This is a genomic window from Neolewinella aquimaris, from assembly GCF_014197245.1.
Lineage (GTDB): Bacteria > Bacteroidota > Bacteroidia > Chitinophagales > Saprospiraceae > Neolewinella > Neolewinella aquimaris.
Window position 1 is genome coordinate 339,618 of the sequence record NZ_JACIFF010000001.1, and the last position, 21,976, is coordinate 361,593.

General features: G+C 58.4%; 21 protein-coding genes. 15 read left to right on the plus strand and 6 right to left on the minus strand.

Annotated features, from left to right (window positions below; genetic code table 11):
* Positions 1-59 precede the first annotated feature (59 nt).
* Positions 60-1,115, minus strand: coding sequence for a saccharopine dehydrogenase family protein (locus GGR28_RS01330; protein WP_183493910.1), 1,056 nt, complete (start codon positions 1,113-1,115; stop codon positions 60-62).
* Between the two features lie 280 nt (positions 1,116-1,395).
* Here GGR28_RS01330 and GGR28_RS01335 point away from each other — a divergent pair, with 280 nt between their 5' ends.
* The 12 genes from GGR28_RS01335 (at position 1,396) to atpG (ending at position 13,241) form a co-directional block, all read left to right on the plus strand.
* On the plus strand, positions 1,396-2,835 hold the full coding sequence (locus GGR28_RS01335; RefSeq protein WP_221233767.1) for an anthranilate synthase component I family protein: 1,440 nt from the start codon (positions 1,396-1,398) through the stop codon (positions 2,833-2,835).
* A gap of 52 nt (positions 2,836-2,887) precedes the next feature.
* On the plus strand, positions 2,888-3,484 hold the full coding sequence (locus GGR28_RS01340) for an anthranilate synthase component II (protein WP_183493911.1): 597 nt from the start codon (positions 2,888-2,890) through the stop codon (positions 3,482-3,484).
* Positions 3,481-4,683, plus strand: a complete 1,203-nt coding sequence (gene trpB / locus GGR28_RS01345) for a tryptophan synthase subunit beta (RefSeq protein WP_183493912.1) — start codon at positions 3,481-3,483, stop codon at positions 4,681-4,683. Before GGR28_RS01340 ends, trpB begins: the two co-directional genes overlap by 4 nt.
* 20 nt (positions 4,684-4,703) lie before the next feature.
* Complete coding sequence (gene trpA, locus GGR28_RS01350) at positions 4,704-5,492, plus strand: tryptophan synthase subunit alpha (RefSeq protein ID WP_183493913.1); 789 nt, start codon at positions 4,704-4,706, stop codon at positions 5,490-5,492.
* A gap of 3 nt (positions 5,493-5,495) precedes the next feature.
* Positions 5,496-6,377 (plus strand): tRNA (adenosine(37)-N6)-dimethylallyltransferase MiaA, encoded by an 882-nt coding sequence (miaA, locus tag GGR28_RS01355; protein WP_183493914.1) that lies wholly within the window; start codon positions 5,496-5,498, stop codon positions 6,375-6,377.
* 106 nt (positions 6,378-6,483) lie between these two features.
* Entirely contained in the window at positions 6,484-7,689 is a 1,206-nt protein-coding gene (locus GGR28_RS01360) for a saccharopine dehydrogenase family protein (protein WP_183493915.1), read from the plus strand.
* Positions 7,690-7,803: 114 nt separating this feature from the next.
* Positions 7,804-9,153, plus strand: coding sequence for a F0F1 ATP synthase subunit A (gene atpB, locus GGR28_RS01365; RefSeq protein ID WP_183493916.1), 1,350 nt, complete (start codon positions 7,804-7,806; stop codon positions 9,151-9,153).
* Between the two features lie 40 nt (positions 9,154-9,193).
* Positions 9,194-9,394 carry an ATP synthase F0 subunit C gene (gene atpE, locus GGR28_RS01370; RefSeq protein ID WP_116105365.1) on the plus strand — a complete coding sequence of 67 codons (201 nt, stop codon included), beginning with the start codon at positions 9,194-9,196 and terminating at the stop codon, positions 9,392-9,394.
* 100 nt (positions 9,395-9,494) lie between these two features.
* A complete protein-coding gene (atpF, locus tag GGR28_RS01375) occupies positions 9,495-10,007 on the plus strand; it encodes a F0F1 ATP synthase subunit B (protein WP_183493917.1) in 513 nt (170 codons plus the stop codon).
* A gap of 7 nt (positions 10,008-10,014) precedes the next feature.
* Positions 10,015-10,587, plus strand: coding sequence for an ATP synthase F1 subunit delta (atpH, locus tag GGR28_RS01380; protein WP_183493918.1), 573 nt, complete (start codon positions 10,015-10,017; stop codon positions 10,585-10,587).
* 71 nt (positions 10,588-10,658) lie between these two features.
* Positions 10,659-12,245: a F0F1 ATP synthase subunit alpha gene (gene atpA / locus GGR28_RS01385; protein WP_183493919.1), complete on the plus strand. Its 1,587-nt coding sequence runs from the start codon at positions 10,659-10,661 to the stop codon at positions 12,243-12,245.
* Between the two features lie 87 nt (positions 12,246-12,332).
* Positions 12,333-13,241 carry an ATP synthase F1 subunit gamma gene (atpG, locus tag GGR28_RS01390; protein WP_183493920.1) on the plus strand — a complete coding sequence of 303 codons (909 nt, stop codon included), beginning with the start codon at positions 12,333-12,335 and terminating at the stop codon, positions 13,239-13,241.
* On the opposite strand, the gene GGR28_RS01395 is transcribed toward atpG, so the two are convergent.
* The 5 genes from GGR28_RS01395 to GGR28_RS01415 are packed head-to-tail and all read right to left on the minus strand — an operon-like array spanning position 13,238 to position 18,782.
* On the minus strand, positions 13,238-14,572 hold the full coding sequence (locus tag GGR28_RS01395) for an MATE family efflux transporter (RefSeq protein WP_183493921.1): 1,335 nt from the start codon (positions 14,570-14,572) through the stop codon (positions 13,238-13,240). The two genes, atpG and GGR28_RS01395, sit on opposite strands and share 4 nt — an antisense overlap.
* A gap of 37 nt (positions 14,573-14,609) precedes the next feature.
* Positions 14,610-16,553 (minus strand): sialate O-acetylesterase, encoded by a 1,944-nt coding sequence (locus GGR28_RS01400; protein WP_183493922.1) that lies wholly within the window; start codon positions 16,551-16,553, stop codon positions 14,610-14,612.
* A gap of 30 nt (positions 16,554-16,583) precedes the next feature.
* Positions 16,584-17,342 (minus strand): shikimate dehydrogenase family protein, encoded by a 759-nt coding sequence (locus GGR28_RS01405; RefSeq protein ID WP_183493923.1) that lies wholly within the window; start codon positions 17,340-17,342, stop codon positions 16,584-16,586.
* 15 nt (positions 17,343-17,357) lie between these two features.
* Positions 17,358-18,299 carry a DUF368 domain-containing protein gene (locus GGR28_RS01410; protein ID WP_183493924.1) on the minus strand — a complete coding sequence of 314 codons (942 nt, stop codon included), beginning with the start codon at positions 18,297-18,299 and terminating at the stop codon, positions 17,358-17,360.
* Positions 18,300-18,782 (minus strand): hypothetical protein, encoded by a 483-nt coding sequence (locus GGR28_RS01415; RefSeq protein ID WP_183493925.1) that lies wholly within the window; start codon positions 18,780-18,782, stop codon positions 18,300-18,302.
* 250 nt (positions 18,783-19,032) lie between these two features.
* Here GGR28_RS01415 and GGR28_RS01420 point away from each other — a divergent pair, with 250 nt between their 5' ends.
* The 3 genes from GGR28_RS01420 to GGR28_RS01430 are packed head-to-tail and all read left to right on the plus strand — an operon-like array spanning position 19,033 to position 21,955.
* On the plus strand, positions 19,033-19,884 hold the full coding sequence (locus GGR28_RS01420; RefSeq protein ID WP_183493926.1) for a prephenate dehydratase: 852 nt from the start codon (positions 19,033-19,035) through the stop codon (positions 19,882-19,884).
* 5 nt (positions 19,885-19,889) lie between these two features.
* On the plus strand, positions 19,890-21,119 hold the full coding sequence (locus GGR28_RS01425) for a pyridoxal phosphate-dependent aminotransferase (protein ID WP_183493927.1): 1,230 nt from the start codon (positions 19,890-19,892) through the stop codon (positions 21,117-21,119).
* On the plus strand, positions 21,113-21,955 hold the full coding sequence (locus GGR28_RS01430) for a prephenate dehydrogenase (protein ID WP_183493928.1): 843 nt from the start codon (positions 21,113-21,115) through the stop codon (positions 21,953-21,955). Before GGR28_RS01425 ends, GGR28_RS01430 begins: the two co-directional genes overlap by 7 nt.
* Positions 21,956-21,976 lie beyond the last annotated feature (21 nt).

Here is a 21,976-nt window from a genome sequence, read left to right on the forward strand (position 1 = left end):
TTACGAACGAGAGGTTAAGGGAAGCCTAAGGTCGGAGTATTGCACGCCGAGTCCCTCACTCATAAATCCTCCCGCGTCACCCCCTCTACCTCCATAATAAGGTCCGCACCGTACAGACCGGCCGGCGTACGGTACCCCGGCTCGACGTCTCCGGCCAGTACCCGCTTGACGATCATCAGGGCGGTGATGGCGGTAAGGGTATAGCCTTCGGGTGTCCGCAAACGAGCGGCCACCGTCTTTCCGCTCACGTCCTTTACCTCGCCGTATATATAGGCCTCGGCTCCGGCGCGTTGCGCGTCGTCGGGACCGGCCGGTCTCGCTTCGATCTTTTTGGTCAGGTACTTCTTAACCACGCCGAGCCGGAGCAGGGGTCCGAGGTAGTTGCTGCGCTCCATCATCTTGATCTGAGCGGGCGGTACGGCGAAGTAGGTTTTTATGTTGGGTATACCGGTCGTGAAGTAAGCCGTAAAAACATCCCCCCAGGGAATCGTAACGGCCCGCAGGCTGGTCTCGGCGGTAAACGGAAATTTCCGTTTGTCGTAGGCGGCCTTGACGGGGACGATCTCGCCGTGCTGACGGATTGCTCCGCCGCTACCCAGTCCGCTCAGCATGGTTTTCGAGGTGCCCTTACTAATCATACCGCCCTTCCACGCGAAGGCGAGCACCAGGTCGGTGGCTTCGGGCATGCGTCGCTTCAGGTAGGCGGCCATGCAGTCGGTGGGCACTACGTCGAAGCCTACGCCCGGCATCAGCATCACGCCAGCACGCTCCGCTTCCGGACCCCGTTTGGCCGATTTGGCGAACACCGGGATTTCACCCGTAATGTCCAAGTAGTGGGTCCCGGTAGCCAGACAGGCCTCCTGCATGGCATCCGCCGTGTTGACGAAGGGGCCGGCTGCGTGCAATACTACCTTATGGTCTTGCAGCAAGCTGTGCAATTCGGTTCGGTTGTTGAGGTCCACGGCCCGGTAGTTGTAGCCGAATTCATTGCTCATCGCCTCGAGTTGGGTGGCATTGCGGCCACTGAGCAGCGGGCGGAGGCCGTATTCCGCGGCGAAGCGGGTGATGAGCCGGCCGGTGTACCCGTAGGCACCGTAAAGAATGAAGTCGGACATAGGTTCGGTTGGTTTACAGTTGCTTACTGCAAGGTACGCACCATACGGGCGCACGGCAATTGCGGCAAAATGGGCCCTTACGATAAAATGGCTCGCGTGAAATAAAAATTCTTCCTACCTTTCCGCCATGCAAATGAAAACCTCCTTCGGTTGGTGGCTCACCCGTACTCTCCCCTGAGCACGCACTAGCCCATTTGTAAAGATTCAAAGGCTCGTCGGTTGCTCCGGCGGGCCTTTTTCGTTAGGCCAGCACCGGCATCCGGCATAAACTATTCCTCACTTGTCCACCGCAACCCTCACCCAGGAAATCACCAGCCTCCGCGTCGTCACTCGGCGACTCACGGCCGATCAGCTGACGCCGGTCTCGCTTTACCTCGCGCTGCGGGACAGATTCACCGATCCCGTCCTGCTGGAATCAAACGAAACCCGCCACAACGAGCACTACTTCAGCGTCATGGGCCTGGATACCCTCGCGTATTACCGGGTCGACGACGGGCTCATCCACCGCGGCAGGGTAGGGGAGGCGGGTACGCAGGTGCCGTGCAACGACGCCGAAACGGTGAGCAAGGACCTCAGTGCCTTCCTCCGCTCCTTTGCGATCGACTTTGGCGACACCACACCACTTGTTCGGCAGTTCAACGGACTGATCGGCCACACCAACTTTGAGGGGGTTGCCTATTTCGATACGCTCTCCTTCCAGAATCCACGGCTCCTGCGCGCGCCCGCCCTGAGGTATCACCTGTACCGCTTCGTGCTGGTTTTTCACCACTTCCGCGACGAGCTCCTGCTCATCGAGAACCTGCCCGAAGGGGAGGAGAGCCGTCTGGACGAAGTGGAGAATGCCATTCGCACCGGCGGCACCGTACACCCCTTCATCACCGAGGGAGAAGAGTCAAGCAACCTTACCGACCAGGAGTACCGCGAACTCGTGGCCAGGGGAAAGCACCACTGCCGCGTCGGCGACGTGTTTCAGATCGTGCTGAGCCGGCAGTTTCGTCAGCAGTTCAGGGGCGACGAGTTTCAGGTTTACCGTGCCTTACGCAGCATCAATCCCTCCCCCTACTTATTTTACTTCGACTACGGCGATTACCGGATCATGGGCTCTAGTCCGGAAAGTCAGATGGTCATTCGCGACGGGGTAGCGCGCCTCAACCCAATCGCGGGTACCTACCGCCGCACCGGCGACGTCGACCGCGACCGGGAGGCCACCGAACGACTCCTCGCCGACCCTAAGGAAAATGCCGAGCACGTCATGCTGGTCGATCTGGCCCGCAACGACCTCAGTCGCCACACACGAGAGGTGACGGTGCGGAGTTTGCGGCAGGTCCACTATTACAGCCACGTGATTCACCTGGTGAGCACCGTCGACGGCAAGCTGGAACGGGAAGACGAGGCGGTGCGCATCTTCGGCGATACCTTCCCCGCCGGCACCCTCAGCGGGGCACCCAAGTACCGGGCCATCGAGCTGATCGACAAGTACGAAAATCAGCAGCGTGGATTTTACGGCGGTGCCATCGGCTTCATCGACTTCAACGGCGGTATGAACCAGGCCATCCTGATCCGGTCGTTCTTCAGTCAGGACAACGTGCTCTACTACCAGGCGGGGGCCGGGGTGGTGGCGGCCAGCGACGAGGAAAGCGAACTGCAAGAGGTCTACCACAAGCTAGGGGCCCTCACCAAAGCCATCACCAAAGCGGAGACCTACTCGGCCAGCTTCTAACCCGTCCAACGGGGTCCCCCCGTTGGACCGCTGTAGCAAAAATTTTGGGAAAATGAAAATCTTAATTCTCGACAACTACGATTCGTTCACCTACAACCTCGTGCACTACATCGAGGAGGAATTGGGTGAATCGATCGATGTTTTTCGCAATGACGAGATCGCCCTCGATGAGGTAGCAAAATACGATCTCGTGGTTCTGAGCCCGGGCCCGGGTCTGCCCGCCGAAGCCGGGATCATGCCCGAGCTGATCCAACGCTACGCCGGTAAAACGGTCATTTTCGGCGTATGCCTCGGTCACCAGGCCATTGGTGAAGCCTTCGGTGCCAGCCTGCACAATCTGGCTCAGGTACACCACGGCGTGGAGACCGAAATGCAACGCACGCTGACCGACGACGAACTTTTCGCCGACGTACCCCCGAAATTTCGGGCCGGTCGCTACCACAGCTGGGTGATCGATCCGGCCACCCTGCCGGACGAACTGGAGGTCACGGCTACCGATGAAAGTGGCGGGATCATGGCCATGCGCCACCGCAAGCAACCCATCTTCGGGGTGCAATTTCACCCCGAAAGCATCATGACCGAGCACGGTCGCCTGATGATCAAAAATTTACTGAACTTCGTCAAATCACGACAAGCCACCACGGTATGAAAAACATTGCAATAGACGATCGCGGCTACTACGGCCGCTTCGGTGGAGCCTACATCCCCGAAATGCTGCACGCCAATGTCGAAGAGTTGCGCCGCAACTACCTGACCATGATGGCCGACCCGGATTTTAAACAGGAGTTCGACCTGCTCATGCGCGATTACGTCGGACGGCCCAGCCCGCTCTACTACGCCGAACGCCTGAGCAAGCACTACGGCACCCAGGTCTACCTCAAACGAGAAGACCTCAACCACACCGGCGCCCATAAGATCAACAACACCATCGGCCAGATCCTACTGGCGGAGCGACTGGGTAAAAAGCGCATCATCGCCGAAACCGGTGCCGGCCAGCACGGCGTAGCGACTGCTACGGTCTGCGCCCTTAAGGGCCTGAAGTGCATCGTGTACATGGGGGAGGTCGACATCGAGCGGCAAGCCCCGAACGTAGCCCGTATGCGCATGCTCGGCGCCGAAGTACGTCCGGCCCTCAGCGGCAGCCGCACCCTCAAGGATGCGACCAACGAGGCCATTCGGGACTGGATCAACAACCCGGAAGACACTCACTACATCATCGGCTCGGTGGTCGGGCCGCACCCTTACCCCGACATGGTCGCCCGGTTTCAGGCTATTATTTCGGAGGAGACGAAGTGGCAACTGCAGGAAAAGATCGGTCGCGACTACCCCGATGCCATCGTGGCCTGCGTAGGTGGCGGGAGCAACGCCGCCGGAGCCTACTACCATTACCTGAACGACGAACGGGTGCGCCTGATCGCGGTCGAAGCGGCCGGACTGGGCGTTGACAGTGGGGAATCCGCCGCTACCAGTCAGCTCGGCACGGAGGGCATCATTCACGGGAGCCGCACCCTGCTGATGCAGACGGAGGACGGGCAGATCGTCGAACCCTACAGCATCTCGGCGGGTCTGGACTATCCCGGTATTGGCCCCCTCCACGCCTTCCTGATCGACGGAAAGCGCGCTGAGGCGATCAGCGTTACCGACGACGATGCCCTGGCCGCCGCCCTGTTCGTAGCCCGGCAGGAGGGGATCATTCCGGCCCTGGAAACGGCCCACGCCTTTGCCGCACTGGACCAGATGGCGTACGGCCCCGACGATGTCGTTGTGGTTTGTCTCAGCGGGCGGGGTGATAAAGACCTCGCCGCCTATTCTTCCTACCTCGATTCCGTACCCCTCAATCCCGCGTAGCACCCCAGCAAAGAACAACGATGAACAGATTAGCCCGGCTATTCGCCGAAAAAAAGAAGGACGTCCTCAATATTTACTTCACGGCCGGCTACCCGACCTTAGATAGTACGGTGCCCATCATCCGAAGCCTGGCCGAAGCCGGTGCCGACCTCATCGAAATCGGGATGCCTTATTCGGATCCGATGGCCGACGGCGAGACCATTCAGCACAGCAGCTCGGTCGCCCTGAGCAACGGCATGAACCTCAACCTGCTGGTGCAACAAATCGCCGAGGCCCGCCGGCACACGGAGGTGCCGTTGGTACTGATGGGGTACTTCAACCAGGTTTTGCAGTACGGCATGGAGCGCTTCGTGGGCGCGGTCGCAGGAGCAGGCATTGACGGGCTGATCCTACCCGATCTGCCAGCCTACGAGTACGAGCGAGATTTTCGCCGGCTTGCGGAGGAAGCCGACCTGCAGGTGAGCTTTCTCATTACCCCCCAAACCACCGACAACCGGATCAGGGAAATCGCAAGGAGCAGCACCGGTTTTCTGTACGTGGTATCGAGCAGTAGCATCACGGGGGGCAGCTCGGAAATCAGCGACAAACAACGCGCGTACTTCGACAGGATTGAAAAGCTGGGCCTCGATAATCCTAAACTCATCGGCTTCGGCATCAGTGACGCAGCGACCTTTCGTACCGCCTGTGAGTACTTCAACGGTGCCATTATCGGGAGTGCCTTCATTCGCTCGCTTGCGGGTCAGGAGAGTAGGGTAGCGGAGGCCAGTCGGGAATTCGTCGAGCGCATTCTGCAACCGCAGGAACAGTAAGCGGTGAAGCGGGTAATCGTCATCGGCGGCCCCACCGCGAGCGGCAAGACCAGCCTGGCCATCGAGGTAGCGCGGCACTTCGGTACGGAGATCATCAGTGCGGACAGCCGGCAGTTTTACCGTGAGATGCGCATCGGTACTGCGCGTCCTTCTCCGGAAGAGCTGGCGGCAGTCAGCCACCATTTCGTGGCCGATCGTTCGGTGACCGAGCCGCTATCTGCCGGTCGCTTCGCCGAGGAGGGCCTGCACCGCTTACGGGAAATTTTCACTTCCCACGATCTAGCCGTCGTGGTGGGAGGAAGCGGTCTTTTTATCCGGGCTCTCTGCGAGGGGCTAGATGAATTTCCTGAGGTAACCCAAGAAGCTCGCCGCAGGGTAGAAGAAATCGAGGCACGCGAAGGATTGAGTGGACTGCAACGTGCCCTGCGGGAGGCAGATCCTGCCTACTTCGGCGAAGTGGATCAGCAGAACGGGCGGAGACTGCAACGAGCCCTGCGGGTCTGCTTCACGGAGGGACTACCCTACAGCAGCTACCTAAACAAGGTCACCCCCCGGAGTTTTCAGTCGCACTATTATGCCCTGGCCCCGGAGCGCGCCTACCTGTACCAACGAATTGAGAAACGCGTCGACCACATGCTGGCGAATGGCCTGGAGGAAGAGGCGCGGAGCCTACTGGCATATCAGCAACTACCGGCCCTGCAGACCGTAGGCTACCAGGAGTGGTGGCCCTACTTCAGGGAAGAATATCCCCGGGACCGGGCGATCGAGCTCATCAAGCGGAACAGCCGTCGCTACGCGAAGCGGCAGGTTACCTACTTTCGGGATTTTAGGGCTGTGGAGGATTTTACCGAAATTGCAGCCCAAATGGAAGCGGTCTTGGGGTAACGCAAGTTGCTCGCTACCGGAAGAGATTCGGAATACATCGCATTTACCGTGAATTTCACTGCACCTGCGGCCCCGCCCCCGCGTTAGCCTTGCAAAAAAGAAGAATATGTCTAGAGTGATGATCATTGGCGCCGGCGGCGTCGGACGCGTAGTGGCCTACAAATGTGCCGAGTACCCGGAGGTGTTTACCGAATTCATGATCGCCAGCCGTACGCAAAGTAAGTGCGACGAGATTGCCGCCGACATCAAATCAGACCTGGGCTACGATAAGATCACCACCGCCGCCGTCGATGCCGAAGACGTGCCGGCCCTCACCAAACTCATCAAGGACTACGATCCCTTCATGGTCATCCACGTGGCCCTGCCCTACCAGGACCTGACCATCATGGACGCCTGTCTGGAGGCCGGTGTCCACTACCTCGATACGGCCAACTACGAGCCCAAGGAGGAAGCAAAATTCGAGTACAGCCACCAGTGGGCCTACCAGGAAAAGTTCAAGCTGGCGGGCTTGACGGCGATACTGGGTTGCGGATTCGACCCCGGAGTGACGAGTATTTTCACCGCCCGCGCGGCTACCCACTTCTTTGACGAAATCCACTACCTCGACATCGTAGACGCCAACGCCGGAGATCACGGCAAGGCTTTCGCTACCAATTTCAATCCCGAGATCAACATTCGCGAGATCACCCAACCCGGCAAGTACTGGGAAAACGGGAAGTGGGTGGAGATCCCCGCCTTCAGCATCCGTAAGGACCTGACCTATCCCGACATCGGCCCGAAAGAGAGTTACGTCCTCTACCACGAAGAACTGGAGAGCCTGGTTAAGCACTTTCCTACCCTCAAGCGGGCCCGTTTCTGGATGACCTTCGGCGACGAGTACCTGACCCACCTACGCGTAATCCAGAACATCGGCATGGCCGGTATCGAGCCCGTCATGCACAAGGGCGTAGAGATCATTCCCCTCGAATTCTTGAAAACCGTACTGCCCGATCCCGGCGGACTCGGCGAAGGATACAGCGGCCAGACGAGCATCGGCTGTCGCATCCGCGGCATCAAGGACGGGCAGGAAAGGACCTACTACATTTGGAACAACTGTAGCCACGAACGCGCGTACCGGGAAACACGGGCGCAGGGCGTAAGCTACACTACCGGAGTACCGGCGATGACGGGTGCCATGATGCTGATCCAGGGAAAGTGGGACGGTACGGGTGTATATAACGTAGAGCAATTCAATCCGGACCCCTTCCTGGAGGTACTCGGAAAGCACGGTCTGGAATGGCACGAGGAGGTCGGTGCCGACCTTGAATTGTAGGGTCGGTTCGTCGCAGCATCCGTTGAAACCAAAAAACTACCCCCCGCCTATAATAATAAGCGAGCTTATGCTACCTTTGCGGCTCATTTGAGGGACAGCAAAACTTCCCAACGCATGACGGCCAGCGCTCGCTTACTTCTTTTGTTCTTGTTCTGCTTTGGTTTTGGCCTGGTCTCCGCCCAGGCAGTCAATGATCACGGCACCGCCGGGGACCACGGCACGGCAGGCGACGAGACGGATGTTCACCAGAGCTGCGACGCCCACGGCGACGACTACGATCCGGCCGGAGTAATTCTCCACCACATCGCCGACGCCAACGAATTCCACGTGTTCGGGGATGTTTCGATTCCGCTGCCGGTATTCCTCTACGCTCCGGACCACGGCTGGACCGTCGGCCTCAGCAGCATGTTCCACCACGGCGAAACCGCCATCGACGGCTACGTCATGAACCACGGGCGGGTCAACCGCATCGCCGATCAGGACGCCGCCGTGCTGAACGGTGAGCACCACGTGGAGTGTATCGTGCACCGCCAGGAAACGGTTGACGGGAAAACGAGCGACATCTACGCCGCCAAGATCGACGGTCAGGAGTACCTGCTTGACGCCCCCTCCGTTGGAGATGGCGGACTGCTCGGCGGTGGCATCACCAGCTTCTACGACTTTAGCATTACGAAGAACGTGTTTACGATGTTACTGGCGGCCCTCCTGCTGATTTGGCTCTGGGGCGCGGTAGCACGTCGGTATAAAAAGAACGAGGGCAAGGCACCGACCGGCATTCAGAGCCTGATGGAGCCCTTCTTCGTTTTTCTGCGGGAAGAAATTACCATCCCCATGATTGGCGAGAAGCACTACGAGCGCTTTCAGCCCTTTATCATGACGGTGTTTTTCTTCGTCCTGTTCTGCAACCTACTCGGCCTGGTGCCGATTTTCCCCGGCAGCTCCAACGTAACCGGCAACATCGCCGTGACGATGGCCCTGGCGGTGATCGCGGCCTTCGTAGCATACTTCCACGGCAACAAGCACTTCTGGGCCCACACCCTGTGGATGCCGGGTGTACCTGCTGCCATCAAAATATTTATCCTCACGCCGGTCGAGATTCTCGGACTGGTCATCAAGCCCTTCTCGCTGATGGTGCGTTTGTTCGCTAACATCACGGCGGGCCACATCATCATTCTGAGCCTCATCAGCCTCATCTTCATCTTCGGTTCCAACGGAGAGAATGTGATTGGCGCGGGCGCAGGAGCAGTGGTTGGAGTGGCTTTTACCTTGTTCATGAACTGCATTGAATTGCTGGTCGCCTTCGTGCAGGCCTTCATCTTTGCCATTCTATCAGCAAGCTACATTGGCGCGGCCGTCGAGGATGCCCACCACCACGATGAGCTCGGTCATCACGGAGAAGAAAAAATTGCGGAAGGAGGAGCCATGGGCGGTGCCGTAACCGGCATGCACACCTCAGCAACCTAACGCAGCAAAGAATTTTATTAACCCATTTCAATTATACAACATGGGAGCTCTTGGAGCAGGTATCGCCGCCCTCGGCGCAGGACTCGGAATCGGACTCATCGGTAGCAAAGCCACCGAAAGCATCGCCCGCCAGCCTGAGGCAGCCGCCGATATCCGTAGTGCAATGATCCTTACCGCCGCCTTCGTCGAAGGTGCCGCGCTGTTCGCGATCATCGTAGGTCTTCTGGACAAGCTGCTCTAGTAGCCGTTTGGGCCCAGGCCACAACCCCAGCCGGTGGCGAACTGCGCTTGGCAGCGCCACCGGCTAATTTTGTCCCTCGAGTTAATCTTAACTTTACCTCATGTCCACTCTTTTTCTCGCCGATTTCAGTGTAATCAAACCCGATTTCGGACTCATCTTCTGGACCGTCGTCATCTTCCTGATCCTCTACGCGATCCTGGGAAAACTGGCCTGGAAGCCCATTCAGAAAGCCCTGCGCCGCCGGGATGAAGAGATTCAGACCAGCATCGACGAAGCCAAACGCGCCCGCGCCGAAATGGAAGCTCAGGCCGCCGACAACCAGCGCCTGCTCGTAGAAGCCCGGGAGGAACGCACCCGCATTATCACCGAAGCCGAACGGCAGAGCAAGGAGATGGTCGCCGCGGCAAAGAACGAAGCCCGGGAAGCCGCCCAGAAGGTAGCCGCCGACGCCAAACGCGACATCGAAAACATGCGCAAGGCAGCAATGGTCGACCTGAAGAGGGAAGTTGGAACCATGGCCGTTGAAATCGCCGAAAAAATCCTGCAGAAGGACCTCCGCAGCGACGCCAATCAGGAAGCTTTCGTTCGGGAGCTCGTGAGCGACCTAAACTAAGCCCCGCATGACCAACCCTACGGTAGCCAAGCGCTACGCACAATCCCTGATCGAACTTGCCCTGGAACGTGGCCAGCTCGACCAGATCAAGGCCGATGTGGACTCCATCCTCGCGATGGGTAAGAACCGCGACTTCGCGCTGCTGCTCAGTAGCCCGGTCGTCAATCCCAGTAAAAAACAGGCCATTCTGAGCGAGTTGCTCGACAAAGCAAAGGTCGATAAACTCGTTCGCCTCTACGTCAAACTGCTTATCGACAAGGGCCGTGAGGTGGATATGCTCGGTATCCTGCAGGCCTTCAACGAGCAGTACAAGAAGATCAAGCACATTTCCACGGTTAAGCTTACCAGTGCCGCGCCCCTCTCGGCCGCCACGCTATCTACCCTGCAGCAGCAGCTGATCGCCAGCGGCAGGACCGAAAGTAAGATCGACCTGGAAACGAACATCGACCCGGACCTGATCGGTGGGTTTATCCTTGAATTCGACGGACAGGTCTACGATGCGAGCGTATCGCATAAGCTCAAGAACATGAAGAACGAGCTGCGCAAACCAAATCTTTACGTAAACAAAGTAACCGACTAAGCCCCCCGGCAAGTCTCCCCATACGGTTCCACCCCCGGACCGACAACATCAACAAGCAATATCAATAAGCCATGGCTGACGTAAAACCTGATGAAATCTCCGCAATCCTGAAGCAGCAGCTTTCCGGATTCGATACAGCGACCGAACTGGAGGAGTACGGCACCGTACTGCAGGTAGGTGACGGTATCGCCCGCGTGTACGGTCTCAACAACGCCCAGGCGGGTGAATTGGTGAGCTTCGAAACCGGTACCGAAGCCATCGTACTGAACCTGGAAGAAGACAACGTCGGTGTGGTACTGATGGGCTCGGCTACGGGCATCCACGAAGGCAGCCGGGTTTCCCGCACCGGTCGTATCGCCTCCATCCAGGTAGGTGAAGGCATGGTCGGCCGGGTAGTCAACTCCCTGGGTCAACCCATCGACGGCAAGGGCGACATCACCGGTACCACTTACGAGATGCCCCTGGAGCGGAAGGCCCCCGGTGTCATCTACCGCCAACCCGTGAATGAGCCCCTCCAGACCGGAGTGAAGGCCATCGACGCCATGATCCCCATTGGTCGCGGACAACGTGAGCTTATCATTGGCGACCGCCAGACCGGTAAGTCGGCCATCGCCATTGACACCATCCTCAACCAGCGGGAGTTTTACGACCGCGGCGAGCCCGTCTACTGCATCTACGTAGCCTGCGGACAGAAGGCCTCCACGGTGGCCCAGGTGGCCAAGACCCTTGAGGACAACGGCGCGATGGATTATTCCATCATCGTTGCCTCTTCGGCTTCCGAGCCCGCGCCCCTTCAGTTCTACGCCCCCTTCGCCGGAGCCGCCATCGGTGAGTACTTCCGCGATACGGGTCGCCCCGCACTCATCATCTACGATGACCTCTCCAAGCAGGCTGTAGCCTACCGGGAAGTATCGCTGCTCCTCCGTCGCCCTCCGGGACGTGAGGCCTACCCCGGTGACGTATTCTACCTCCACAGCCGCCTGCTGGAACGCGCCGCCAAGGTGATCGACAACGATAAACTCGCGCAGGGCATGAACGACCTGCCCGTAAGCCTGAGTGAAGCCGGCATCGTAAAGGGCGGTGGTTCGCTGACGGCCCTGCCGATCATCGAGACCCAAGCCGGTGACGTATCCGCCTACATTCCGACCAACGTAATTTCGATTACGGACGGCCAGATCTTCCTCGAATCCAGCCTCTTCAACAACGGTATCCGGCCCGCCATCAACGTAGGTGTATCCGTATCCCGCGTAGGTGGAAACGCCCAGATCAAGCCAATGAAGAAGGTATCCGGTACGCTCAAGCTCGACCAGGCCTCCTACCGCGAACTGGAAGCATTCGCCAAGTTCGGCTCCGACCTCGATGCTTCCACCATGGGTATCCTCGAAAAGGGTATGCGCAACGTGGAGATCCTGAAGCAGCCGCAGTACAGCCCCGTATCCGTAGAGAAGCAAACCGCCATCATCTACCTCGGCACCAAGAACCTCATGCGGGACGTCCCCGTCGATCAGATCAAAAACTTCGAGAAGCTCTTCCTCGGCGAGCTGGGACGCAAGTACCCCGAAGTCCTCGAAAACTTCCGCGCAAAGAAGTACCAGGACGAAGATCTACAGAAGCTGGAATCGCTGGCTGCTGAGCTAAGTCCACAGTTTAAAAAGTAAGAAAGTGAGTTGTTGGGTTGTTGAATTGTTGCGTTAGCCACATTCAACAACTCAATAACTCAACAACCCGCCAACCCAACCTCTACCATGGCAAACCTCAAGGAAGTACGCGAACGGATCCGCTCGGTAAAGAACACCCAGCAGATTACGAGTGCAATGAAGATGGTGTCCGCGGCCAAGTTGCGGCGTGCCCAGCAGGCAATCACTGAGTTGCGGCCCTACGCCGATAAGCTCGATGAGATGCTGCGCAACATCCTCACGAATCTTGAAGGGGATGCCGATACGGTCTTCAATAAGGTGCGGCCGCTTACGGGTGCGTGCGTGGTGGTGGTTACCTCCAATCGGGGGCTGGCTGGTGCCTTTAACACTAACGTGATCAAGGCAGCCGAAGCTACCATCCGTGAACTCGGGCCACTGTCCGGTCCGCTCGATATCATTTGCATCGGGCGCAAGGGGGCCGAATACTTCCGCAAGCACTACGGCAAGCGCGAGAACGTAAAGGTGGTCACGGACTTTCAATCGTTGTTCGATGACCTCAGTTTCGATGTCACCAAAGAGGTTCCCGAGCTGATCATGCAGCGCTTCAAAGTGGGCCGGTACGACCGGGTGTATATCGCCTATGCGCGCTTTAAAAACGCTGCCGTCCAGTATGCGACGAGCGAGCAGTTTTTGCCGGTGGAGGAACAGGCATCGGATGAATCCGTCACCGATACGGGCCGTGCCCACTACCGCGCCGATTACATCTTCGAACCCGGCAAGGAGGAACTGCTGGCCTACCTCGTTCCCAGCATTCTGGAGACTAAGTTTCAGGCTGCTCTACTCGATACCCACGCTTCGGAGCACGGTGCCCGCATGACCGCCATGGACAAGGCTACCGAGAATGCTCAGGACCTGCTACGGGACCTGAAGATCAGCTACAACAAGGCACGCCAGGAAGCCATTACCAACGAGATCCTCGAGATCGTCGGTGGTGCCGCCGCCCTCGAGTCCGCCTAGTACCGGCTCTGCCACCGCGGTCGCCGGAAGTACCGCAGGCTCAGACCGAACATAGCGACCCAGTACACAATCTCCACGCTCCAGGCGATGGTCAGGTTTCCCCATCCGCTGCGGACGACCACGAAGACTAGCGCCATGTACAGTACGGCACAGGACGTTTGATAAATCAGTGCCTTCTTTGTTTGCCCCGCGCCGATCAATCCATTGAAGAAGATACTGCCGAAGCTGAAGGTGATCAGGATACCCAGCAGTACCCAGAAGACCGGGTAGGCGGCCTCGATCAAATACGCCCGACCGTCTCCCAGGATGGGGTAGAGTACCTCCCGGGGAAACAGGATGATCGGTAGTCCCATCAACAAGGTCACTCCGAGGCACATATAGGCGGTTTTCCAGAGCACGATCTTTACGTTGTACAGCTGTCCCTTCCCTACAAAGTAACTGACCAGGGTATTGATACCCGTGCAGAATCCCCACGCGGGTATGGAGAGAATCAGGTAGGCAATGCGAACGATATTGGTCACCGCCAGCGCCCGTTCGCCGAAATTCTCGACCAGGCCGAAAAAGAAGAAACCGCTGCCCAGCCCGACTACGGACATGGCTACGATCGGCACCGAGAGGCCCACAATCTCGCGGATCAGCTTGCGGTCCCAGTCGGGCAGTTTGCCGATCCGGTAGATCCGGTTCTTCCGGTCAAACAGCATGTACACCAGAAAAACCCCGAGGGCGACGTACTCCGAAATCGTGCTCGCCAGCCCCGCGCCCGCAATGCCCATCTCGGGAAAGCCATAGTTGCCGAAGATGAGGGCGTGGTCCAGGAAAATATTGGTAGCCGCCAGGACAACGGTATCGATCACAATAAAGACCGGCCGCGCGATCCCCGTGTACAACGCGATACACGCTACCCCGAGGTAGCTCGCGAACACCCCCCACTTCCGGGTCTCTAGGTATTCCAGCGACTTGTAGAAAATGATGTCCGAGTCGACCAGTGAGGCAAAGAGCCAGTACGCACCGTAAGTCATGAACAAAAACACGGCGATCGCAAGCACCAGCTCGAAGTACACCGTGCTGTAGAAGGTTCTTCCCACCAACTCCGGTCGGTCCTGACCCGCGCAGTGGGCAATCATGATCTGCCCGCCCCGACTGAAACCGAAGCCCACGGCCGCTACGATGATGTAGAAGGCCGCGACAAAACCAATGGCCGCAAAATCATCCTCGCTGCGGTAGTATAAAAACACCGAATCGGTCATGGCCACCACGTTCTGAGCGGCGCTGCCAATGATGATCGGTATGCTAACTTTCCAGATGCTGCGGTATGAGGTGCCTAGTTCCAAGGCCGCCAAATCTACGACAAGCCTCCGGTTAATCTACCTAATTCGCGAGCAGCTCGAAGGGGGTCACCGGCAGGCCTTCTTTGCTGAATAAATTGGCATCGTCCGGATTGTCGAACCAGGCGTACCGAACCGCGGTGATCTCCTCGCCGTCCGGATTTACGACGGTAAGCGTACCCTTTTTCTGGTTGAGAACGCCGACCGCCCACTGCCATTCCCCGCGTGCGTTGCGAACGGTAAGTGACTTTACCAGCGGGTAGCGCGTTGAATCACCCACCACCGTTAGTCCGGAACCGACTTCGTCGAATCTTACGGTCGCGGTCGAACCGTTGATCTCCAAGTTGACGGCCACCGGACTACTCGCCTGCACGTCCTTACCGTAGATATTCTGGAGTGCATGAAGGGAAAGCCGGCGACCCACCTCCCACTTATTCTTCGGATGAATATCGTCCGCCTCGCCGATGTCGGTGATCACGGCCTGTCCAGTACCCGGCAGGTCGAGGGCGGCAGTTTGGCTATTTCGCAAAATCGCCCATCCCGGTTCGTCGGGTCCGGTCGGCGGCGCCCTAAAGTTGGCCAGTTGCACCCAGTAGAAGGGCAGTTCCTCCCGCTCGAACCGCTTGCGCCAGGAAGTGACCAGGGTGCGCATTCGATCGGCGTAGGCCTCCGCGTCGTCCGGTCCCGCATTGGATTCGCCCTGATACCAGAGCACACCGGTCAATGGTAGGTTTTGCAGGGGGGCGATCATCGCATTGTAGAGCAGGGTAGGGGTCTGATTTGCGCGGCTGGCGGACTGGGTGGAAAACTCACCGATCCGATAGTGGTAGGTCCCGGCCAGGGGTACCTTTCCGGCCGAAGTTTCCAGGTACATGGACTCGGCACTCCCGGTAAATCCACCTCCGCCCCCACCGTCGTATACGCGGACCGCAAGCGTATTTTCCCCGGGGCGCAGAATACCGGCGGGTACGCTGTATTCGCGGTGCTCGGAGTATGCATTTGGAGTAATGCCGACCTGCTTCCCGTTGATGAACGTTTCATCGCCGTCGTCGATAGGTCCGAGGAAAAGCGTTGCCGCACCCGTCGCCTGCGCTTCGGTAAGCTCGAAGGTCCGGCGGTAGTAGAACACCCCATCCACATTGTCGTAGCCGCGGCTTTCCCAGGTGCCGGGCAGGGGAGCAGTTGCCCAGCCGTCGAAATCGATGCGGTCGTTCAGGTAGCCGAGGTCGCGGCCCTTATCGGTCTTGGGGGGCGTACCGTCTCCGAATTCACTCGCATAGAATTCGACTGCCTTTTGATTTACCCGCTCGTGTTCGGCGCGACGATCTTCGGCAATTTGGGTTGGGTCGATCCCGAGTGCTTCGGCACTGATCCACGGTTCGATGCGGCTGCCGCCCCAGCTCGAGTGCACCAGACCGATCGGGACCTCCACACCGCCCTCCCGCAGGTAGTGGGCAAAGTAGGCTCCCACTCCACTAAAATCCGCTATTTCGTTGGCCACTCCCGGCTTCCACGCTTCATCGAGTGCGAGGTGGTTTTCCGGAGCATCACTGTAGGTTTTGGATACCAGGATTTGGCGGATCAGGGGGTCGGCGATCGTGCGTGCCCGGGTACTATCGGGGTCGGACTGGGACAATTTCCACTCCATATTCGACTGGCCGGAAAGCAGGTACACGTCCCCGAAGTACACGTCTTCGAGGCGTATTTCACTGCGACCGTCGGAGATCGTTAGGGTGTGTGGGCCACCCGCCGGCATCGGGGGTAAGGAGGCGTTCCATCTCCCGTCGCGCTCCGTTTTAGTCTTTACTGATTGCCCGTCCACCGTAATGGTAATTGAGCGACCCCGGCGGTCCCAACCCCAGATCGGGTGCTCGACATCGCGTTGCAGCACGGCGTGATCGGTAAACAGTTCGAACACGGAAAGGTCCTGGGCGGCCAGCGCGGGAGCGATGCACACCAGAAGAAAGCAAAGAAATTTGGTAGCCACGATCGATGATTTGATCGTGGAATATCGCAATTATTCGCGGGTCCAGATTTCCCAACTGGCCTCCGCCTGTTTGTGCAGCATTCCCAGTCCGTTCGCTGCTCCTGCGCCCCCGCCCCTTGCCAAACGCAGAAACTTGGTTTCGGCGGGATTATAGACCAGGTCGTAACAAAAGTGGCGATCCGAGATAAACTCAAAGGGGATATCCGGAGCGGTTTCCACCCGCGGACTCATACCCAGTGGCGTAGTATTTACGATGATCCGGTGGCTTTCCATGGTATTCCGATCCAATTCGGAATACGTGAGCTGATTTACACCCGGGCTACGGCTGACGTACTGACCGCTGACGCCCAGACTTTTAAGGGCCTCGCGAACGGCTAGTGAGGCTCCCCCGGTTCCGAGAATGAGGGCCGACTGTCCGGAAAGATCGGTGTCGTGACCCTGAAGTTTCATCTGCTCCAGCAGGTCGTTGCGAAAGCCCCAGTAATCGGTGTTGTAGCCGATCATTCGCCCTTCCCGGATCAGGATGGTGTTCACCGCGCCAATGCGCTCCGCTGCGGGGTCTATATCGTCCATCAGCTCAACCACGCTTCGCTTATGGGGGATAGTGACGTTGCAACCCCTTACATCCTCGTACTCCTCCAGCTTTTCCTTTAATTGATTTACGTCCTCAAGCTCAAAGTTTACGTACTGATGGGTGTCGCTTAGCCCGAGTTCGGCAAACTTTTTCGTGAAGTAACCCCGGCTGAAGGAGTGGGAGAGGGGATAACCGAGAAGGGCGTAGGTGGTCATGAAATGTGGGTATGCTCAGGCCGCGGTCTGTTCCTTACGCTCGGTGGCGGTGGCTTCCAGTAGGAATACTACCGCGAGGCCGATCAGAACGGCAATGATGACTGCGATGACGTAGGGTTCGCCGCCGAGGTAGTGTGCGGGTAGGACGTTTGCTTCCAGTACGGGTACTACTTCGCCACTACTGTTCGTGCGGGTGGTGATTGCATTACGCCAGGGCCACAGCTTATTCAGGGACCCGATCATGAAGCCGGTGAGCAGCGCGAAGGTGCGGTTGGGGTAGGTTTTAAAGGTCCAGGTGAGCAGCTTGGCGAACAGCGCCAGTCCGACCAGGCAGCCGGCGGCGAAGCAGGCAACGATGAGTAGCGCACCGTCCTCGCCCGAAGTGAGTCCCTGCACGGCACCGAAAACGACGGTGTACATACCCAGTAAAACGAGAATAAAACTTCCCGATACCCCCGGCAGAATTAAAGCGGAGATGGCAACCGTGCCGGAAAAGAATACCAGGAGCGGTGAGGTACTGCCGGCCAGGGGGTTGATGGTAGTGAGCAAATAAGCCACCACGGCCCCTACGATCAGGAAGGTAACGGTACCCGAACTCCACCCCCGGATCTGTCGTCCTACATAGATTGCCGAGCTGATGATGAGTCCGAAGAAGAATCCCCAGACCACGGTAGGATAATTTTCCAGCAAGTACGTGATGACCTTTACCGCGAAGGCCAGTCCGATCACCATTCCGCCGCCGAGTTGCAGCAGGAAGGCGCCGTTGGCGGCGTGCCAGGCGGGTCGGAATCCCTCCCGCTTAAAGGTTCCGGCTACCCGGGTGCCCAGAATTGAGCCGATGGATTCCAGGAGTCGTTCGTAGATGCCCGTGATGAAAGCGATGGTACCGCCGCTGACGCCGGGGATGGCTTCGGCGATGCCCATGGCCATCCCCTTGAGGATAAGACTGATCTTCATCTACTGGGCGGGTTTTACGCTATTGTACATGGCCTCGGCTTCGGAAAGGGTAAAGACGCCGTCGAAGGAGTTCTGGAACACGATCTCGCGGTCGCCCCGGTAGATGATGTAGCGAAACCCGTAGGCCGATATACTGTCGATTTTATTCTCAAATACGAATCCCTGCGGTTCTTCGGTGACGATGCGTTCGAAGTAGCGGTTGTCGCGGACCAGTTCGAGTTCGTTGGCCTTCAGGCGAGCCATGTCGTTGGTGGTCGCGTCGCTGGCCAGGATCTGAACGGCAAAGCGATCGGCGGGACTCTTCACGGTGATGTCGTCGATCACGCCCGAAAGCGAGCCGGAGACTACGCGGGCGCTGTCCGGTGCCTGAATCGTTACGGGAATGTTGTAGGCCGTAAGGTCGAGGGCACGGTAGCCGCTGCGGCCGTCGGATTCACAGGCGGTAAAGAGAAGGAGGGCAAGTATAATTGGGGTAAAACGCATCCTGATAGTATTAGCGCGCAAAGATACCATGCCGCCCGTAACCCACCGGAGTAAAGCACTTGCCATAACAACATTTTGTTGTTCCAACCGGGTGCCATAGCTTTGTCGCACAATGATGAATTCCACCTTCTATTTCTGGTTTAGCTTTTACTGCCTACGCGAGTAGGGGGACGCTGAACACACGAATTAGAAAGTAACAGCACGAGCGGTCCCCCACTGATGGGTACCGCTTTTTTATTTTAATCTCTCCATGCCGTCAGCTACCGACATTCAGCAACTTCGCGTCAGCATACAGGGGTATGCCGGAGCCTTTCACGAGGCCGCCGCCCGGGAACACTTTCACGATCGCGAGGTCGTCATTGTACCCGGACACACCTTTGCCGATGTGATCGGCCAAATTGAAAGCGGCGAAAGCGACGTCGCCCTCATGGCCATCGAGAATACGCTGGCCGGCAGCCTGATGGCCAACTACGACCTCCTGCAGCGCTCCGACGTGCGGATCACGGGTGAAGTCTACCTAAAGATCCGGCAAAATCTGATGGCACTTCCGGGAGTCGGCATCGACGAGTTGCGGGAGGTGTATTCCCATCCCATCGCCCTCGTGCAGGTACGTGAGTTCTTCAAACCCTGGCCGAAGATCAAACTGGTCGAATCGGCCGACACTGCCCTGAGTGCCCTGCACGTGAAGGAGAGCAACGACCGCACCCGCGGCGCGGTGGCCCACACGCTGGCCGCCCGCCTGTACGGCCTCGACATCCTGGCCAGCGGCATCGAAACCAATAAACTCAACCACACGCGCTTCCTGGTGCTCGAGCGGGGCCGGGACACCAGCCTGGACGAGGGCAACAAGGTGAGCATGAGTTTCTCCGTAAGCCACGAATCAGGCAGCCTCTCCCGGGTGCTGATGGTGCTGGATGCGTATAAGATCAACCTGACCAAAATTCAGAGTACCCCGATCGTAGGCCGCCCCTGGCAGTACCGCTTTTACGTGGATTTCCTCCTTAACGGGAGTATCACGGTATCGGAGGCCCTGGCGGGAATTCGGCCCATCACCAAAGAACTGCGCATCCAGGGTATCTACACGGCCGGTGAAAAACCCTGAACCCCATGAAGAAAGCTAACACCATCCCGGCCGTTCGGCCCGTCATCCCGGTCAGTGACCGCCTCGGCGATACCAAGGAATACTACTTCAGCACCAAACTGCGCGAAATTGCCGCCCTACGCGCCGCCGGAAAGGACATCCTCAACCTGGGCATCGGCAGTCCCGACTTACCCCCCGCACCGGAAGTAGTGGCCGCGCTTACGGAAAGTGCCCGCTCGGAAGATGCCCACGGCTACCAGCCCTACGTCGGCCGCCCCGAACTGCGGACTGCATTCTCCTCCTGGTACGCCAGGTACTTCGGAGTGACGCTCGATCCGGACACCGAGCTGCTCCCCCTAATGGGCAGCAAGGAGGGGATCATGCACATCAGCATGGCATTTCTCAATCCCGGCGATGAAGTGCTCGTGCCCAACCCCGGCTATCCCACCTACCGCTCGGCCACCGAACTCGCCGGAGGGGTGGTGCGCAGCTACGACCTCAGTGCAGCATCCGACTGGCTACCCGATCTGGAGGTCCTAGAATCTGCCGGACTCGATCGCGTAAAGATCATGTGGATCAATTACCCCCACATGCCCACCGGCGCTACGGCCCCTCCGGATTTCTTCCCCCGCCTCGTCGACTTCGCGCGGCGCAACGGCATTCTCCTGGTAAACGATAATCCATACGCATTCATCCTGACGGATTCCGTCCAGAGCCTGTTATCGGTGCCGGGAGCCAGGGAGGTAGCCCTCGAGTTGTCCAGCCTCAGCAAGGCGCAGAATATGGCCGGGTGGCGGGTGGGCGTACTTGCCGGCGCGGAGGAATACCTGCAAACCGTGCTGCGGTTCAAGTCTAACATGGACAGCGGCATGTTTCTTCCCGTACAGCGGGCGGCTGCCGTGGCCCTCGGTCTGGGAGAGGACTGGTACACCAAACTAAACGAAACGTACCGCCGGCGCCAGCAGGTCGCGTTCCGAATCATGGATACCCTTGGCTGTACGTACGATCGGCAGCAGGTCGGACTGTTCGTTTGGGCCAAATGCGCCGGCTCTACCGATGGATACGGCACCTGCGACCGCGCCCTGTACGACCACGACGTGTTCCTTACCCCGGGCGGCATCTTCGGTTCGGCGGGAGAACAGTACGTGCGCATCAGTTTGTGCAGTACGGAAGCGGAACTGCTCCAGGCGTTGGACCGCTTAGCGGTTTCTGCCGCTTCCGACGATTCCCAACCTGAATCACGCCACTCATGGTAGTCGGCATCATCGGCATCGGGCTCATTGGAGGTTCACTGGCCATCAGCCTTAAGGAGAGTGGACTGGCTACCCGCGTGATCGGTATGGACGCCAGCCAACTTAACCTGGATAAGGCAGTGCGGCGACGGCTGATCGATGAGGACCTCCCCCTCGAGCAGGGCATGGATGTCTCGGACGTGCTTGTCCTGGCAACACCCATGGATGCCATGCTGAACCTGCTACCCCGCCTGCTCGACCGCATACGGCCGGACCAGACCCTGATCGATGTCGGCTCCACCAAAGAATCGCTCCTGGACCTGGTAAAGGACCACCCCAGGCGGGGACGCTTCGTAGCCTGTCATCCGATGGCCGGTACGGAGTTCAGCGGGCCCGAAGCGGCCGTTCCCGATCTGTTTACCGGCAAAACCTGCGTGATCGTGGATGCCCAGGATAGCGATCCGGATGCCGTAGATATGGCCAAGCGGGTGTTCAGTAGCGCGGGGATGACTTTTACCCACCTCGATCGCTGCGCCCATGACCTGCACTGTGCGTACGTAAGCCATATTTCTCACATCGCCAGTTTTGCCCTCGCCCTTACGGTGCTGGAAAAAGAAAAGGACGAACAGCGCATCTTCGAACTGGCCAGTTCCGGCTTCGGCTCGACCGTGCGGTTGGCCAAGAGCTCTGCCGACATGTGGGTGCCGATCTTTCGACAGAATCGCGATCACGTCCTCGACGTCCTCGACGAACACATCGAGCAGTTGGCACGCTTCCGTACCCAACTCATCAAGCGCGACTACGATGGCTTCTACGAAAGAATCCAGCGCGCCAATCAAATCGAAAAAATCCTGAAGTAGGGACACCGACTTAAGTACCAT

Bases quoted from the DNA above. Each gene is read 5' to 3' on its own strand.
- atpA (WP_183493919.1), top strand. From the start codon at position 10,659: ATGGCTGACGTAAAACCTGATGAAATCTCCGCAATCCTGAAGCAGCAG.
- trpA (WP_183493913.1), top strand. From the start codon at position 4,704: ATGAACAGATTAGCCCGGCTATTCGCCGAAAAAAAGAAGGACGTCCTC.
- atpG (WP_183493920.1), top strand. From the start codon at position 12,333: ATGGCAAACCTCAAGGAAGTACGCGAACGGATCCGCTCGGTAAAGAAC.
- GGR28_RS01330 (WP_183493910.1), bottom strand. From the start codon at position 1,115: ATGTCCGACTTCATTCTTTACGGTGCCTACGGGTACACCGGCCGGCTC.
- GGR28_RS01340 (WP_183493911.1), top strand. From the start codon at position 2,888: ATGAAAATCTTAATTCTCGACAACTACGATTCGTTCACCTACAACCTC.
- GGR28_RS01415 (WP_183493925.1), bottom strand. From the start codon at position 18,782: ATGCGTTTTACCCCAATTATACTTGCCCTCCTTCTCTTTACCGCCTGT.
- GGR28_RS01420 (WP_183493926.1), top strand. From the start codon at position 19,033: ATGCCGTCAGCTACCGACATTCAGCAACTTCGCGTCAGCATACAGGGG.
- GGR28_RS01410 (WP_183493924.1), bottom strand. From the start codon at position 18,299: ATGAAGATCAGTCTTATCCTCAAGGGGATGGCCATGGGCATCGCCGAA.
- atpF (WP_183493917.1), top strand. From the start codon at position 9,495: ATGTCCACTCTTTTTCTCGCCGATTTCAGTGTAATCAAACCCGATTTC.
- GGR28_RS01360 (WP_183493915.1), top strand. From the start codon at position 6,484: ATGTCTAGAGTGATGATCATTGGCGCCGGCGGCGTCGGACGCGTAGTG.
- atpB (WP_183493916.1), top strand. From the start codon at position 7,804: ATGACGGCCAGCGCTCGCTTACTTCTTTTGTTCTTGTTCTGCTTTGGT.
- atpH (WP_183493918.1), top strand. From the start codon at position 10,015: ATGACCAACCCTACGGTAGCCAAGCGCTACGCACAATCCCTGATCGAA.
- atpE (WP_116105365.1), top strand. From the start codon at position 9,194: ATGGGAGCTCTTGGAGCAGGTATCGCCGCCCTCGGCGCAGGACTCGGA.
- GGR28_RS01405 (WP_183493923.1), bottom strand. From the start codon at position 17,342: ATGACCACCTACGCCCTTCTCGGTTATCCCCTCTCCCACTCCTTCAGC.
- trpB (WP_183493912.1), top strand. From the start codon at position 3,481: ATGAAAAACATTGCAATAGACGATCGCGGCTACTACGGCCGCTTCGGT.
- GGR28_RS01425 (WP_183493927.1), top strand. From the start codon at position 19,890: ATGAAGAAAGCTAACACCATCCCGGCCGTTCGGCCCGTCATCCCGGTC.
- GGR28_RS01430 (WP_183493928.1), top strand. From the start codon at position 21,113: ATGGTAGTCGGCATCATCGGCATCGGGCTCATTGGAGGTTCACTGGCC.